The following is a 13,979-nucleotide window of genomic DNA, read 5'->3' as shown; positions in this document are numbered from 1 at the left end:
CTCTGTGTTGTTGAGTTATTCGCTTGATAAAACCATACATTTGTATGATTTCTCAAGGCGTTCATTAATTGATGGAATAGTGCTTAACAATTAGCGGAATAACGCTCATTTTTTGGCGCTAGAAACAGAAGACCGAGTTTCTTCATCGATTGAATCCTTGCTGAATAAGCTTAACGAAATCACCATCCAGGGCATCGCCAAGGAAACCCCCTGATCGGAACCTTCTTTTGTGAATGACGCCTTTGGATAAAACTAAACCCCATAGTGATCGGCCTTGTTTTTGATCATTGCCACATAGAATCAAAGGGATGCATGCGAACGGGTATAATGCAGTGAGTTAAGCACTAACTGAATGCACTTAAGCAAAACGATCACTATGGGAGGCGACCGTGGCCAATGTGAACATTACTGTCCGAATGGACGAGGGTCTCAAGAAGGAAGCAGAAGCTCTGTTTGATCAGCTTGGCATGAGCCTGACCACCGCCATTAATATTTTTGTGAGTCAGTCTGTGCGCGAAAGCCGCATTCCCTTTGAAGTGACAACCAAACCTCGCAAGTCTCACGAATCAGTGTGCAAACCAAACGTTAGCTATGCCCTTGTCGAAGTGCCTCACTTTTCAGGCACTTCTCAGTAGTAGCGCTTGAAACCGAACTTCAGCGCCGCACGGCACTTGAATGGCACCGCGAAGTTTTCAGCACAGGCGGGAGAGGGTAGAAGATCAACTCTTCCAATGTACCGTAACGGCTTGCCCCAACCCACAAAAGACTACAAAACCACAATCAACACCAACCATATACAATAACGCGTTAAGGAGTTAGCATACTCTTGTCAAAGGGTGACCGCCTATGCTCGGAAAGCGAATCCTACACGTTAACCTCGAAAGTTCGCGTCTGATTGCACAAATCCAGTTCCAGCTGAAGGTTTGAGACTCGTTCTGACACCTCGAGGTAGTCCTTTTCGGCTTTGGCCAAGTCGTAGTTTGCGAAGCGGTACTCGATAGAATCGCCACGGAAATACCCGCTAGACATGCGCTCCTTAGGCTGCCGTGAGCGCATGGTGAAAAGACGACTCTTCTCGCTGCTCAGCTGGGCTAGCAGAATTAGTGTCTCATCGATGGTTATGCCGCTCGCGGGTAGTACCTCGTTGGCGTTGAACACGTGCAGGGCATGGCGAATAGCCCTCATCTGATCGTCGATCTCCGCGATTTCGCGACGCATAGCCTCGTAGTCGTACTCGGGAGGATCAGCTTCCTCGCCTGGAGCGAGCTGATACACGCAGTTGTTTTTCTCTGTGCTGATGAGATGATCCTTTTTGTCCTGAAGGCTCTTTAGGTACTTAGCTGCGCTAGCGGAAGTAAACGTCTTCATTGATGCCCCCTACACTTATGTAAAATGCCGTTAGAATCTCTTACTTCCTACAATATAGTATAAAATTACGTAATATTAAATAACAAGTATAATAATTTCAGTAATTTAGCTTAAAGAATAGTGAAGGGGCGACCATGTTCTACATAACTGGAGATACGCACGGGAATTTCAAGCCCATAAAGCACTTTTGTGCTTCAAATAACCTGTCCAAACATGACGTGCTTGTTGTCTTGGGAGACGCAGGTGTGAACTACTTCCTCAATGAGAGGGATCTTCAAGCAAAAAAGCTTGTAGCTAAGATTCCTGCTACACTTTTCTGTATCCACGGTAATCACGAGGCTCGCCCGCAGTCACTTCCCCATCTTTACCGGGAAATCGAATGGCGGGGCGGTATCGTCTACGTTGAGGATACGTATCCTAACCTCTTGTTTGCCAAAGACGGCGAAGTGTACGATTTCGACGGTGTCTCTGTCATCGTCATCGGCGGTGCGTACAGCGTGGACAAGCATTATCGGCTCATGCGCGGTTGGAGCTGGTTTGCTGACGAACAGCCCAATGAGAAAATCAAGACTCGAGTAGAGAGTAAGCTCGATTCGCTTGGGTGGAGAGTTGACGCCGTACTTACTCACACCTGTCCGATCTCCTTCGAGCCAACTGAAGCATATATCGATGGAGTCGACCAGAGTACGGTAGACAAAAGCACCGAGCTTTGGCTTGATGAGATCGAGAAGAAGCTAAGCTACCGAAAGTGGTACTGTGGGCATTGGCATATCGGAAAACGCGCGGGCAAATTGCAGTTCATGTTCGAAAACATAGAACCATTTGATCTGGACTAAAGCATGTGATATTAATCGATGCCTGTACCTTGTTCGTCAGCGACAACGCGATGCGTCTCTTCCGGGTCAAGAGCTGCACCTGGTTCTTGACTGAACACAGCCACCGATCTCAATCTAAGTGTGTCTCACATCGAGTCTTATGTCCGAACGATCGGCGAGCGTTCGGTAGCCAGGGCCGAACCAAAGAGGCAGTTCCTCCTGACGCACGATGAGCGGTATACGGTGGTGAGTCGGTGCCATGTCGGTGTTTGTCTCGGTGGTTACCATGGAAAACGCGTTGCCTCTCCAAGTGAAGCCGATGAGGACGACGTTTTGTTCGGGAACGCTAAACTCGTACTGGCGCTTGACGGGCTTGCCGGTCTTCGCTGAGAGGAAGGTCTCATCGCGATGTGTCTCGAAGAACATGCATACCGGAATGACGCAGCGGTGCGGTGGGAGCCCTCACGGGGTCCGTCGAGCGCAACGATGAAGCCACCGTCGAAGGGCACCTGCGTGCGCTCGATGCGCACGACCCCGCAACTGCCCGCCTCTACCGCGCGCTCGTTGGCATCGCGCAGGCCAAGCACCCCAACCGCAACTACGCGCCACTTACCGGCACACTCGAACCCGACGTCGCGAACCCCTTCAACAGCAAACGATAAAGATCAGAACGCACGTAAGCCGGCCTTGACAGAAACAACTACTGCGGTTGATCGAACGCACAGAACACCATGTATGGGGGAATCCTGGTTAGCCCCTCCTCCCGTAACAACGGTTTCGGGTGAACAATGAACGATTCGGCTATCCGATTCGGGTAAAGTTCCCTGAACTTCCCAAGCGAGACTGCGCTGTAGTTCTTCGACGACTTCACCTCGACTGGGAACACCTTGAACCCTGTCTTGCTCCCGTTCGAGAGGAGGAAGTCTATCTCCACGTCGTTACGGTGTTTCTCCTTGCTGTAGCGGGAGTAGTAGTACAGCTTCTTCCCGATAGCGGTGAGCATCTGGGCGATCATATTCTCGTAGAGCATGCCTTTGTTCAATGCGAGCCTCCCCTCCATGATCTCGCGGTAAAGCTGCGACTCAGTGATTTCGTTCTCGCTGAACGCATGGCTGACCAGAAGGCCGGTGTCGCCAAGGTAGCATTTCACGGAGGAGGCGTCCGCAGTGAGAGCAAACCCCACATTGGGGTCGGTCGTCCGGTAGCACAGGTTGCATATCATTGAATCGCCCAGCCAGAACAGAGGGTCATCGTATTCACTGAAGCGCCCGTCAGAATTGATGGCGCTCAGAACCACCTTCTTGTCGTGGGCCGAGAGGTATCCCGGAATCTGATCGAAGAGCCCTGAAACGCGGGAGCTGTACCGCCTCGCCGCCTTCTTGATGTCATCCCGATACAGTTCGAGGATATCCCGTTTCTCGACATCTGCGGCATAGAAATCGCGATTACCCTCCACGTACGCGACAACACTTCTCGGCATGCCACCTACAAGGAGGTATTCCTTGAACAGTCGCATAGCGCGCTCGTGAAGCGGCCGGGCGAGCGGCGTGCGCTCCTCCCAGCAGCCACGGATGTGCTCGATAAGCATCTCCTCACCGAGCGCATGGGCGAACTCCTCGAAATCCAACGGGTGCATCTTGATCTTACGCTCCTCTGAGGGCACCGTGATTCCCTCGACGTTCTCGCGAATGGAGATAAGGGATCCTGTTTCAAGGAAATCGAACCGGCCGTCAGCTACCAGGTACTTTATGGCCTCTCGGGCTTTAGGGAAACGCTGGATCTCATCGAAAATGACGAGGGATTCCCGAGGATAGAGACGGGTGTTGTAGTGCAATGAGAGGTTTTGGAAGAAAATATCAAGCTGGTCGATGTTTTCGAAGTTGTCACGCATGCTCTTAGGAGCCTTGTTGAAATCAACGAGGACGTATGAGCGATATTGCTCTTGTGCGAAACGTTCAGCTATGGTTGATTTCCCCACGCGCCGAGCACCTTCTATTAGCAGGGCGCGAGACCCCTGGGATTCCTCTTTCCATCTTTGAATCTTGTCGTATATCTTACGCTGCAATTCCATAAGGCACCTCAAGCGTCTAGGTGTGATCCGCATTGCGCAGTATTCATTATTCCAAGTAATCCCGTAATGCGCAAGATAATAAACTCTAAAATCTCCCACAATACGCAACCTAAGTTACTGTCCTTCGGTCTACTGATGGACGGGTAACCAATCTAACGTCGGGCCGTACTCGGTGCGTCTGTGATTCGTGGAATACTGTCTGTACCAGGAACGGTTCCGCCTAGTTGTGTGCGTCGAGCATGCGCACGTTTCTCATGGGTGGGTTATGTTTCCCTTAGGCACTAGAAACAATTAATCGTATTGCGAAGTTCTCGGCTTTCTGCCGATGTATTGTTTGCGCCCGTCAGTAGAGGGTTCCCCCATCGAGCCTTCCCCCAGGAAGCTCCTGCGGAAGCCTGATCTCCAAGGCTCGATCGCGGGGGTCGGACTGGGTGAGCTGCTCCTCCCGAAAATACCAATGTGCGCCGTTCCTGGGCGGATAAGCGAGCTCAGATCCCTGGGCTGTAATCTGTTGGTCGCCAGCGGGGCGGCTCTAGTCGTGATCCAAGTAGCTTTCGTGGGCGTGCTTATGATGGCGAGGTTGTAGCCCCTACCGACTCGAATACATGTCTGCTTTCACACCAAGCCCCTTGACCTGAGGACATGGCTGGTCTAGAATAAAATTAGACATGTATAACCAACGATGGAGGCGAATCATGGCGACCGCGACGTTGCGGAAATGGGGAAACTCCCAGGGGATTGTCATACCCCACGACATATGCGAGCGGCTCGGCATCGCGGTCGGCGATGCGGTCGAGCTCGACGAGGGTAAGGGCGCGCTCACCGTGCGCCCGCAGCGCGCCTGCACACTCGACGCGCTCATGAAGGACTATGATGGGCCCATGCCTGGCGAGTACGACTGGGGCGCACCCATGGGCAAGGAGATGTGGTAGACCATGATCTTTTGCAAGGGGGACATAGTTGAGTTCGACTTCAGCCCATCAGCTTGCCACGAGCCGACAGGCCGGCGATCCGCGCTCGTTGTGAGCCGCGACAAGTTCAACATCTCCACCAGCATGACACTCGTATGTCCCATCACCACGCGTGCGAATCCCTTCCCTCTTCACCTGGAGTTGCCTGCTGGATTGGAAACATACGGCGTCGTGGCTGTCGAGCAATTGCGCGCCTTCGACCTGGACGCCCGGCATCCGAGGTTTGTCGAGAACGTCGACCCGCGCGGGTCGTTCATGCGCGATGTCGATGAACTCATCCACTCGTTCATATGATGGCGTACGATATGTAGGAAAATCAGGAAGGCGCCAACGCATCGTGCGGACTCAGATTGTCCCTCTGTCTGACGACAACAGGCCGACTAACGGAGGCAAAGATCTGTACGATACCTGGCTGCCCGACGGCGTTTTCAGTGGAGTTGGCGATGGTTCTGAAACCGATGAAACAGGTTCATTACCTGTTATGAATTGCAAGCAAGCATGTATAACCAACGCGGGAGGCTCGAATGGATGCTTCGCAGGTGAAGGTCGTGTGGGAGGGCGAGGTCGTGTCGGTTCAGCCGAGAAGCACGGTGTGGCGCTACCTCGTCGACAATCGGACCCACAGGGAGGTCGGCTACAATGTGTTTGTGAGGGGCGAGGCGCATGTATCCGATACGGGCGCCTCGTTCAAGTTTTCCAGGTGCGGCGGCGAAGCGTACGACTTCTGCGTCGCTGTGTCGGAGAAGCAGCAGGAGAAGCTCAGGTTCCACATCGGCGACAAGGCCAGGGGCACTGCCTGGACGCCACTTTATCCCGAATGCGAGTTCGCCGACTTATACCGCGCGGGCGCGCTCAAGGCGATCGAACGCGTTGGTGACGTCCCCGAGATGCCTGTGTCAACCGACGGCGATCCGCTCTACGACGGCACGCCCATTCCGCGTGTGCGCTCTTGCGACTATCCCGGCCCGCCCTGGACCGTAGCCGCGCCCCCGCTCGAGGTCTACTCGTGGCGGGGCGCCCGGATGCTCGCGAAGCCGTGCTGGAAAGGCAAGTGCTTCCGCTGCGTCTGGGCCTCAATGGCCAACGTCACCATCCAGTACGACTTCGACCGCAACGTCGAGCGGAAGCGCTTCGAGTCCTTCTGCTACGGGCCGCTGTCGTGCAAGAACTACAAGATGGGCCCGGCACGCTCGGTGCCCTACAAAGGAGTTAGCGGGGTCAAGGACGAAGGCTGGCTCGACGAAATCTGCGTGCAGTGGCGCTCTGATCCCGACGAGTAGACGCTTTGGGCATCTCTACGAGCTGATCCGTAAAGCTCTCCCAGCCATCCGAAAGGAGCTTGACTAGTGCACGCTCGATCGGCGATAGACCTGCAAGCAGTGAGACGGGCAATAATACAGGCCTGGGATCTGTATGCAACACCAAAACACAAGCCCAATGGAAGGTTAGGGCTTGTATACTGGTCGCCATGAACAAGAGCAAGGGTATAGTTATCATAGGGTCGGGAGCAAACGTCTGGCCCCACGAGTTGAAGACGGCAGAGGCGCTGTCTATAGCTGGCTATGTCGTGGAGTTTGTGCGACGCAGTGAGCAGAAGCGCGTACACTCCGCCGATGTGCTTATCAACGGTGAGCTGTGGGAATTCAAGGCACCGACCTCGGACAAGGCGTCCGCTGTAGACAAGAACGTGCGCAAGGCGCTGCATCAGGCGAAGTGTGTGGTGTTCGACTCGTGACGGATGAAGAAGGTTTCTGACGCCCAGGTGGAGCGCGAGCTGCGCAAAAGCTCGGCCGTACTGCACAGCATGCGGCATCTGCTTTTTGTGAACCGTCGCGCCGAAGTGATTGACATCAAGTAGGAATAGGGTACTATACGGTTAGCAAAGCGCCCGAACGGTGTGTAATACACCTACCTCCGGCGCTTTCTTTGTGCCTGGGGCGCGGGTATGAAGACTACTGAATCCAACCGCTCAATAAATGTTGGTCATCAAGCTACGATTTTCAATAACAACTAGCAAGAGTGGGATAATGGCACAGACGCGCAAACCACGTTCAAAAGCTGGTGACAACATGGATATCAAGATTTCTAAGATTGGGGTATTCCTCGTTGCATTATTCGCAGCAGCAACGCTCGCTTTACCAACGGTGGCAATGGCAGAGGGCGAAAGCCAAGACGGCACGAGATACTATCTCGGCGAGTCTGTGAACGCGGGGACTGACACGGGCTATTCCGAGGACAACGCGATAGGGAAAGACGACATCCACTATAGCTGGGAGCTCGGACGCTTCCTCGTAAGCGATTACACGAGGGTTTCCGACGATAACGGGACGCCCGTATTCCTGAAGAACGTTGGGGATGAAGTCACGTTGACTTTCAACCTTCAACAGGACATCAACCAGCTAAACGGCAACTCGGACGTGACGATCGACACCGACCCGAACGGGTATGACCAGCGCCTCGGCGTTCCACAGCAGGATTTCGGACGTGGCACGCTCATCATCCGATACACGGATTACCAGAACAACCGGCACGAGCCAACTGTCTATACGAATTACCTTGACGGCGTAGCCCAAGGGGCCGACACCGTCGTAAAGACCTTCGAAGAGGGCGACTACGAGGTCGTGTTGGATTACTCGATCAAGAACGTCAACCACGGAAGATTGCCCTGGGTGAACATCGAGGTATTTCCCGGCGTGACTGATTACACGATGCGCTTCAATATCAAGGTCAGGAATGGGAATTGCATGGTGTATCCGTTCGACGTCAAGACGGGAAACGAACTCACCAACACGGCCTTCACCGAGAACGGTTTCAGGCTCGATCTAGCGCGTTCGCGCTACCTGAACATCGATGTGAAGAAAGAGATGCTTGCGGACAACGGAAACGAGCTCGTGGCCGACACGCGTTTCAATAAGCCGGCAAGAGATGGAGAGGAATTCACGGACGAAGGTGTGTACACCTTCAAGGTGACGAACCGCTACACAGGCCAGAGCACGGAGAAGATGATCTACGTCGGCGCCGACCCAGTGCTAAAAGCGCATGCGAAGACGGGCAAGCCGGTTTCGGAGATTAAGACGATGCTCGCTGATGGCGCAACCGTTGGCGACGATGGGACGCTCGTGAAAGCGGGCCAGACGGTAGTCGAGGCTCTTCCAACTGACGAAGGGGAAACGACGAAACCCGCGGTTGAGGAAGACAAAGGCGGATTCCCAGTGGCGATACCAATCGCTGTGGGAATCGTGATTGTGCTGGCGCTCGTCTTCGCACTTCGGGGACGTGGCAAGAAGAAGGCAGCTGACGATGACGTACCGCCAAGCGAGGTGTAGCAATGATTTGGAAGAGATTCGTGGCGACAGCGGTAACCGTTGCCATGGTCGCCTTGCTGTCGGGATGCGGCAGCAAGGCGACAAGCGAAACCCAAACGCAAACGCAAACGCAAACCTCAACCATTGAGTTCGCAGACAAGGCGGCGATTGATTCATTCACGAGCCTGAGTGACCCAGCGCTTCTGCGATACGTTGAGGATACGGTCTACGACGATTTGGTGGGAGAACTCGATAGCGACAAGTACCTCGTCGAAAACGTCGAAGCTGTGTTCGTGTCGCAGGAATACATCGACGAGCTGGCATACAACTCGCAGGAGAATATATTCTTCGGGTACACGCTTTCCGAACTCGACCAGCAATTCCAGGGAAAGCGATACATATTCACCACCGACGACAGCGGAAACACAACCGTTAAGGAATTCGAAGCCTATGACGACACATACGATCAGGCAATTCGCAATGTAGCTATCGGCAGCGGCGTAATACTCGTATGCGTTACCGTCAGCGTTGTGTCAGGTGGCGCAGCGCTACCGGCAGTAAGCACGGTTTTCGCAACGGCAGCGAAAGCAGGAACCATAGGCGCAGTTTCCGGCGGGCTAATCGGCGGCGTATCGGCGGGAGCCGTGACCGGCATACAGACCGGCGACATGGACCAGGCGCTTAAATCGGCTGCTCTCGGTGCAAGCGAGGGATTCAAGTGGGGTGCAATCAGCGGCGCGCTTACCGGTGGTGCTAGTGAAGCAATGGCGCTCAAGGGGGCGACGCTTAACGGTCTCACCATGAACGAAGCAGCCGCCATCCAGAAGGAATCGAAGTATCCGCTCGACGTCATCAAACAGTTCCATGGCACCGAAGAGTACAACGTATTCAAGAACGCCGGATTGAAGCCTACTATGGTCGACGGCAAGTCGATGCTTACGCGCGAAATCGAGTTGGCGCTTAAGGACGACAAGGGTAGAACTAACCTGGAGAGAATGAAGCAAGGCCTTGCGCCGTTAACCAAGAACGGGGAAACGATAGAGCTACACCACGTCGGGCAAAACGCCGATGGAACGCTGGCTATGCTTACGACCTCGGAGCATGACAACCCAGCCCTACACGGCTTCTTGGCCGAAGGCGCAGAGGGCGTGCAGGCACAGCTCGGCTCAGCGTGGGATAAGCAACGGCAGGCAATCTGGAAAGCCTTTGCAGCAAAGATTGGAGGCTAGGCAATGAAAGGTGACTTCGCAGAAACGATACGCGCATTGCCGGATTTCTATCCAGCAAACGGTGCTAGCGTAGAAGATATCAAATCCGCTGAGCAGAAGCTCGGACTGACCTTTTCTAGTGAATACCGCGAGTATCTTGAAGCATTCGGTGATGCATCCGCAAACGGACACGAGTTGACCGGCATATCGGAAAGCATACGCATTAACGTTGTATCTGTAACCGAAGCCGAACGGCTGCGAAATCCAGGCGTGCCCACAAATCTCTACGTAGTAGAGCAAGCGCGTGTCGATCGAATCGCAATTTGGCAAGACGAGCACGGCGCAATCTTTCAAACTATGCCCGGCAGTAAACCGGAGAAAGTTTGCGAAAGCCTAAGCGAGTATATAGCTTCTTAGCCTGTTAAACATTAGCTTGTGACAGCCGCCTAGATTATCCGCATGGAGAACTAGGCGGTTTCTTTATGCCGTCCCCGAACACGGAGAGGCGGTTTGAAATGGCTGGTGAGAACGATGGCGGGACGCAGGCAGCGGCGCAGCAGCAAACGGCGGGGCAAACGTTCGCGCAACAGCAACAGCAAGCGGGGTAAACCCAACAAGCGGACGCAGGCGTAGGCAAGCACACGAAGACCGACGCGGACGGCAACCCGGTCGTTAACGACAGCGGTGGCGCAGCGCAAGGCAAGCACACCGCGGATGGCGCCTACCAGGCGGCCATCAAGCAGATACTTTCCATTTGCGACCTCCTTGTTCTTGCGGCTCACCCCTGCGGCTTGCCTTGTGAGATCGCATGCGCGCGGGTTCGCGACCTGTGCAAGGGGAATAAGCGAAGTGGCACGTGAGATTGCTTATTCCCGCTGAGCTAGTTTTCCGACTTGCTTTCGAGGTCATGCGTCGAAGCCTTCTCCTCGAAAGGAAATCGGAAAAGTATCGCGACCCTTGCGGAGGCAAGCGGTTCCGTGCGAGCGTGTGTCGAATAAGGGAAGCCATAGGGACGAGCATGCGTGGCAAGGAGTTGCAATGGATGGCACGCGTTCGCGCAGATGCCACCGTGGTCGGCTACATGGATAGGGAGCTAATGCTTAACTGACCACTAGTAGATAGGAAGAGCATCAAGAAGGTCTGGTGGAAAGATAAGTGTGGGCATGTTTACGAGATGACTGTGAAAAATCGCGTGAAGGCAAGACCTGACTATTGTCCATACTACTCTGGCAGGAAGAAGCCCGAGAGACCAATCAAGCTCAATTAGATTATATGGCGGTGCTCGGTCGCGCTACCGAGCACCTTTGAAAGGAGTTGGGGATGTGAGTGAGCTGTCTGGATCACATCCCTCCATCCCTCCATCCCTCCATCCCTACGTCTTATTGATGGGCTCTTGGACTTACGTCAGGGTGAGAGCCTTGTTGCCAGCGAGGTGTTGTGCTACAATGTCTTACAAGTATTAAGGAGGCTAAGATGGCGAGTGCAACAATGACAATTAGGCTGGAGAGCGAGGAGAAAGCTCTCATTTCCGATTACGCTGCTGCGTTCGGAATATCCGTTTCCGAGTTCATGCGCAAGGTTGCGCTGGAGCGAATCGAAGACGAGCTTGACCTTAAGGCTTGGGAAGAGGCCAAGGCTGAGTTCGACTCTGACCCGGTAACCATCTCTGCAGCCGAGATAGCAAAGAAGTACCTCTAGCATGTGGCGCCTGGAGTTTTCCAAGAAAGCCGACAAACAGCTGTCGAAGATGGATCCCGGGGTCAGGCGCGTAATCGTCGCCTGGCTGCTGAAGAACATTGATAGTTGCTCAGACCCCCGCGCTCACGGCAAGGGGCTAACCGCTAACAGGTCCGGAAAATGGCGCTACCGCGTGGGAGACTATCGCGTGCTCTGCGAGATCAGGGATGAAGAGCTTGTGGTGCTCGCTATCGAAATTGGCCACAGGCGGGATATTTATAGCTAGAAGGGATTGCGTTTGAACGACGGTAAGGCGATTATTACAAGACAAGAGCAGGAATCCAACATCAGGTTGCTGGCGGCACAAAGACGCCTGTACTCCAAAGCCAAGATCTTCAAGTATTTGCAAATAGCCCTTTCGGTCGTTCCCCCTGTCGCGGTTACTTTTCTTCAAATTGCAGGCGTCATCACCGCAGATATCGCGGTGTTCCTGGTTACGGAAGCCCTGATGATGTGCGGGGCGGCGATCTTCGGGCGACAGGAGCCATGGGAGCCTTGGCATTTTAGAAGCATACCGCGAACTGTTTGATGTTAATGACTCCTTGGCTGCAATAAGATTGCTAGCCCAAGCTACGGGAAATCTCAAATACAGGGGGCATCTTGCATGCGAATGCGGCTCGGGGCTTAGGGCAAGAGATTGTCATGGCCCTTTGATTCTGGAAATCAATCGAGGATTCTGCCGCAAGGCGGCCTCGGGGGATTTCGAAGATATCTATACAGCGTGGGCAAACGCGATGAAGCAAAAAGAGAAGCGCGATAGGGGGATGAAGGCTGTCAAAAGAGCCGCGCTGAATCATTAGTGTCTCGCATTTGTGTAGACAGGGACCGCATACGAAAATCGACTCATCGGGAAATCATCCCAATGAGTCGATTCGATTTTGCATCAAGATGTCACGCTCTAGCGAATATAGCTATTTGTCCTCAGGTTCGTCCTGTGTTGCAGCGAGGCAGGGCCTGAAGGGGAGACTCTGCTCCTTTGCGGTCTGTTTGATGAAGGAGCGCACCGCGCTGGTGAAATCCAAGCCAATGCCATCGAGCACGGTCATGAATTCCTCGTAAGTTGAGTATTACATGCCAATCGGTGTGTGATTTCACGGTGAGTCGGTACGCCGTTTCATAATCCATCAGTTCATGCCGTGGGCCCGCGTGCGAGTGCTGCGCTACGACGGCGTTAAGCGCGAGACCGGGCGCAGACTAAACATCGTGAAGGACCGCACATTCGACGGCCCGATACCGAAGGTGGTAGACGGCGCCAAGGCTATGATCTCCGAGCAGCTGCGCGACTTCCAGTTCCTCGGCGAAGACGGCCTGTTCAAGGAAGTCCCCGAATACCCCGAGTTCAGCTGGTTCGAAGGGATGTTCAACGCGATAACGTACCGTAATTACGGATACAGCGGTGACTACATCCGCATATCCATCTTCGACGACCGCATGGGGATACAGAGTCCCGGCAAGCTTCCCAACCTGGTGACAGTGGAGAACATGCGACATACACGCTGGTCGAGAAACCCCGTCATTGCCCGTACGCTCATCGAGTTTGGCTGGGTGCGCGAGCTGAATGAGGGCGTCGGCCGTATTTACGACGAGATACGCGACTTGTTTCTGGATCCGCCGGAATTCACGGAGCCGAACAACGCATCAGTCATGCTCACCTTGAAGAACAACATAGAAACGCGCGCAAAGCGGCAAAAAGAAAACCTGAGGGATCGTGTGAGTAATGACCTCTACGGGACGCTCAGCGAGTATGAGCGCGAGGCGCTGCAGTACGTTTTTGGCAGGGGTCGTGCCAACGTGGCCGGTTTGGCGAACCACATGGGGCGCAGCGTGAAAGTAGCACGCAAAACGCTCAAGTCGCTGGTGGACAAGGGTCTGCTTGTTTGGCACGGTACGAGCACCAACGACCCGTCACAGTACTACACCCTCCGGTAGGTCAGAGTAGGTTAGAGTAAAATGACGCAACAAGCTGCTGCCGCTTCGTTTCCGCAGATGGGGACTCTAACCTGCGGGCAGAGCAGGTTAGAGTAGGTCAGAGTAAGGTTGGACAGCGGGCAAGCAACGACGTATCCAGTGTGGGAGTTTCCGAGGCTTAGAGCCGTGGAGACGAAGGTGACGCCTTTTCGGCAGCTCGTGCGCGGCAGCCGATACTGTAAAACCGAGTGGCAGACCACACAAAATCGGTCTTGGAACCCCTTAAAATCGCAGTATCGCCAAAAAAATTACTCCCTACCGTTTTCCTGGGGAAACACAGTTTTCAGACCCCCGAAAAAGGGGTGAGTTCAAAGTGATACTGTTTCGTGAACTCAGTCGTTTTCACATTCTCAGTTGATGGTTTCTGGTGGCTTCACCGAGCGCACGGAGCGCACCGCTTTTTCCTGTCGCACGTCAGCTGTTCCAGAAACATTATTCTGGCGGGAAAAAGCAGTGCTCTAGGCATCCTACCTGGGAAAACGTAAGCACTCCGGGCTTTCGGAGGGCTTACTCAAAATGATATATTTTACCGGTGG

20 protein-coding genes are annotated in these 13,979 nt (G+C 54.0%); 15 read left to right on the top strand and 5 right to left on the bottom strand.

Features of this window, described 5'->3' with window-relative positions; all coding sequences use genetic code 11:
- Nucleotides 1–389: 389 nt before the first annotated feature.
- On the top strand, nt 390–635 hold the full coding sequence (locus tag G7Y43_RS02600; protein WP_165043769.1) for a type II toxin-antitoxin system RelB/DinJ family antitoxin: 246 nt from the start codon (nt 390–392) through the stop codon (nt 633–635).
- A gap of 229 nt (nt 636–864) precedes the next feature.
- Here G7Y43_RS02600 and G7Y43_RS02595 read toward each other — a convergent pair whose 3' ends face one another.
- Entirely contained in the window at nt 865–1,368 is a 504-nt protein-coding gene (locus G7Y43_RS02595) for a hypothetical protein (RefSeq protein ID WP_165043767.1), read from the bottom strand.
- Between the two features lie 134 nt (nt 1,369–1,502).
- On the opposite strand from G7Y43_RS02595, the gene G7Y43_RS02590 reads away from it, so the two are divergent.
- Nucleotides 1,503–2,204: a metallophosphoesterase gene (locus G7Y43_RS02590; protein WP_165043765.1), complete on the top strand. Its 702-nt coding sequence runs from the start codon at nt 1,503–1,505 to the stop codon at nt 2,202–2,204.
- Between the two features lie 114 nt (nt 2,205–2,318).
- On the opposite strand, the gene G7Y43_RS02585 is transcribed toward G7Y43_RS02590, so the two are convergent.
- Entirely contained in the window at nt 2,319–2,621 is a 303-nt protein-coding gene (locus G7Y43_RS02585; RefSeq protein ID WP_255464286.1) for an SOS response-associated peptidase, read from the bottom strand.
- A 14-nt stretch (nt 2,622–2,635) separates the two neighbouring features.
- Between G7Y43_RS02585 and G7Y43_RS02580 the strand changes: the two genes are divergently transcribed.
- On the top strand, nt 2,636–2,845 hold the full coding sequence (locus G7Y43_RS02580) for a DUF2520 domain-containing protein (RefSeq protein ID WP_165043761.1): 210 nt from the start codon (nt 2,636–2,638) through the stop codon (nt 2,843–2,845).
- A 38-nt stretch (nt 2,846–2,883) separates the two neighbouring features.
- On the opposite strand, the gene G7Y43_RS02575 is transcribed toward G7Y43_RS02580, so the two are convergent.
- Nucleotides 2,884–4,254: an ATP-binding protein gene (locus G7Y43_RS02575; RefSeq protein WP_165043759.1), complete on the bottom strand. Its 1,371-nt coding sequence runs from the start codon at nt 4,252–4,254 to the stop codon at nt 2,884–2,886.
- A gap of 695 nt (nt 4,255–4,949) precedes the next feature.
- Between G7Y43_RS02575 and G7Y43_RS02570 the strand changes: the two genes are divergently transcribed.
- The 7 genes from G7Y43_RS02570 to G7Y43_RS02540 all read left to right on the top strand — a co-directional run bounded on the left by G7Y43_RS02570 (nt 4,950) and on the right by G7Y43_RS02540 (nt 10,155).
- Nucleotides 4,950–5,186: an AbrB/MazE/SpoVT family DNA-binding domain-containing protein gene (locus tag G7Y43_RS02570; protein ID WP_165043758.1), complete on the top strand. Its 237-nt coding sequence runs from the start codon at nt 4,950–4,952 to the stop codon at nt 5,184–5,186.
- A 3-nt stretch (nt 5,187–5,189) separates the two neighbouring features.
- The gene (locus tag G7Y43_RS02565; RefSeq protein WP_165043756.1) at nt 5,190–5,519 is read left to right on the top strand and encodes a type II toxin-antitoxin system PemK/MazF family toxin; all 330 of its coding nucleotides are present in this window, start codon (nt 5,190–5,192) and stop codon (nt 5,517–5,519) included.
- Nucleotides 5,520–5,749: 230 nt separating this feature from the next.
- Nucleotides 5,750–6,505 (top strand): hypothetical protein, encoded by a 756-nt coding sequence (locus tag G7Y43_RS02560; RefSeq protein WP_165043754.1) that lies wholly within the window; start codon nt 5,750–5,752, stop codon nt 6,503–6,505.
- 188 nt (nt 6,506–6,693) lie between these two features.
- On the top strand, nt 6,694–6,960 hold the full coding sequence (locus G7Y43_RS02555; RefSeq protein WP_165043752.1) for a hypothetical protein: 267 nt from the start codon (nt 6,694–6,696) through the stop codon (nt 6,958–6,960).
- Between the two features lie 334 nt (nt 6,961–7,294).
- Nucleotides 7,295–8,551, top strand: a complete 1,257-nt coding sequence (locus G7Y43_RS02550) for a hypothetical protein (RefSeq protein ID WP_165043750.1) — start codon at nt 7,295–7,297, stop codon at nt 8,549–8,551.
- 2 nt (nt 8,552–8,553) lie between these two features.
- A complete protein-coding gene (locus tag G7Y43_RS02545) occupies nt 8,554–9,759 on the top strand; it encodes an HNH/ENDO VII family nuclease (RefSeq protein ID WP_165043748.1) in 1,206 nt (401 codons plus the stop codon).
- A gap of 3 nt (nt 9,760–9,762) precedes the next feature.
- Nucleotides 9,763–10,155: an SMI1/KNR4 family protein gene (locus G7Y43_RS02540; protein WP_165043746.1), complete on the top strand. Its 393-nt coding sequence runs from the start codon at nt 9,763–9,765 to the stop codon at nt 10,153–10,155.
- 50 nt (nt 10,156–10,205) lie between these two features.
- Here the strand turns inward: G7Y43_RS02540 and G7Y43_RS02535 are convergent, their stop codons facing one another.
- On the bottom strand, nt 10,206–10,520 hold the full coding sequence (locus G7Y43_RS02535) for a hypothetical protein (protein WP_165043743.1): 315 nt from the start codon (nt 10,518–10,520) through the stop codon (nt 10,206–10,208).
- A gap of 347 nt (nt 10,521–10,867) precedes the next feature.
- Here G7Y43_RS02535 and G7Y43_RS10750 point away from each other — a divergent pair, with 347 nt between their 5' ends.
- The 4 genes from G7Y43_RS10750 to G7Y43_RS02515 all read left to right on the top strand — a co-directional run bounded on the left by G7Y43_RS10750 (nt 10,868) and on the right by G7Y43_RS02515 (nt 12,004).
- Entirely contained in the window at nt 10,868–11,005 is a 138-nt protein-coding gene (locus G7Y43_RS10750; RefSeq protein WP_165043806.1) for a zinc-ribbon domain-containing protein, read from the top strand.
- Between the two features lie 221 nt (nt 11,006–11,226).
- The gene (relB, locus tag G7Y43_RS10645) at nt 11,227–11,436 is read left to right on the top strand and encodes a type II toxin-antitoxin system RelB family antitoxin (RefSeq protein WP_241158116.1); all 210 of its coding nucleotides are present in this window, start codon (nt 11,227–11,229) and stop codon (nt 11,434–11,436) included.
- A 1-nt stretch (nt 11,437) separates the two neighbouring features.
- Nucleotides 11,438–11,701: a type II toxin-antitoxin system RelE/ParE family toxin gene (locus G7Y43_RS02520; RefSeq protein WP_165043741.1), complete on the top strand. Its 264-nt coding sequence runs from the start codon at nt 11,438–11,440 to the stop codon at nt 11,699–11,701.
- A 12-nt stretch (nt 11,702–11,713) separates the two neighbouring features.
- A complete protein-coding gene (locus tag G7Y43_RS02515) occupies nt 11,714–12,004 on the top strand; it encodes an S-4TM family putative pore-forming effector (protein WP_165043738.1) in 291 nt (96 codons plus the stop codon).
- A gap of 382 nt (nt 12,005–12,386) precedes the next feature.
- Here the strand turns inward: G7Y43_RS02515 and G7Y43_RS02510 are convergent, their stop codons facing one another.
- Entirely contained in the window at nt 12,387–12,521 is a 135-nt protein-coding gene (locus tag G7Y43_RS02510; RefSeq protein ID WP_165043736.1) for a hypothetical protein, read from the bottom strand.
- An 85-nt stretch (nt 12,522–12,606) separates the two neighbouring features.
- Between G7Y43_RS02510 and G7Y43_RS02505 the strand changes: the two genes are divergently transcribed.
- Entirely contained in the window at nt 12,607–13,404 is a 798-nt protein-coding gene (locus G7Y43_RS02505; protein WP_165043733.1) for an ATP-binding protein, read from the top strand.
- Nucleotides 13,405–13,979: the final 575 nt, after the last annotated feature.

It is taken from the genome of Adlercreutzia sp. ZJ138 (assembly GCF_011038935.1).
GTDB lineage: Bacteria > Actinomycetota > Coriobacteriia > Coriobacteriales > Eggerthellaceae > ZJ141.
The sequence above is the reverse complement of the archived record's forward strand: the minus strand, read 5'-3'. Positions and strand labels throughout refer to the sequence as shown.

Bases quoted from the DNA above. Each gene is read 5' to 3' on its own strand.
- G7Y43_RS02595 (WP_165043767.1), bottom strand. From the start codon at position 1,368: ATGAAGACGTTTACTTCCGCTAGCGCAGCTAAGTACCTAAAGAGCCTT.
- G7Y43_RS02590 (WP_165043765.1), top strand. From the start codon at position 1,503: ATGTTCTACATAACTGGAGATACGCACGGGAATTTCAAGCCCATAAAG.
- G7Y43_RS02575 (WP_165043759.1), bottom strand. From the start codon at position 4,254: ATGGAATTGCAGCGTAAGATATACGACAAGATTCAAAGATGGAAAGAG.
- G7Y43_RS02570 (WP_165043758.1), top strand. From the start codon at position 4,950: ATGGCGACCGCGACGTTGCGGAAATGGGGAAACTCCCAGGGGATTGTC.
- G7Y43_RS02565 (WP_165043756.1), top strand. From the start codon at position 5,190: ATGATCTTTTGCAAGGGGGACATAGTTGAGTTCGACTTCAGCCCATCA.
- G7Y43_RS02560 (WP_165043754.1), top strand. From the start codon at position 5,750: ATGGATGCTTCGCAGGTGAAGGTCGTGTGGGAGGGCGAGGTCGTGTCG.
- G7Y43_RS02555 (WP_165043752.1), top strand. From the start codon at position 6,694: ATGAACAAGAGCAAGGGTATAGTTATCATAGGGTCGGGAGCAAACGTC.
- G7Y43_RS02550 (WP_165043750.1), top strand. From the start codon at position 7,295: ATGGATATCAAGATTTCTAAGATTGGGGTATTCCTCGTTGCATTATTC.
- G7Y43_RS02545 (WP_165043748.1), top strand. From the start codon at position 8,554: ATGATTTGGAAGAGATTCGTGGCGACAGCGGTAACCGTTGCCATGGTC.
- G7Y43_RS02540 (WP_165043746.1), top strand. From the start codon at position 9,763: ATGAAAGGTGACTTCGCAGAAACGATACGCGCATTGCCGGATTTCTAT.
- relB (WP_241158116.1), top strand. From the start codon at position 11,227: ATGACAATTAGGCTGGAGAGCGAGGAGAAAGCTCTCATTTCCGATTAC.
- G7Y43_RS02520 (WP_165043741.1), top strand. From the start codon at position 11,438: ATGTGGCGCCTGGAGTTTTCCAAGAAAGCCGACAAACAGCTGTCGAAG.
- G7Y43_RS02510 (WP_165043736.1), bottom strand. From the start codon at position 12,521: ATGACCGTGCTCGATGGCATTGGCTTGGATTTCACCAGCGCGGTGCGC.
- G7Y43_RS02505 (WP_165043733.1), top strand. From the start codon at position 12,607: ATGCCGTGGGCCCGCGTGCGAGTGCTGCGCTACGACGGCGTTAAGCGC.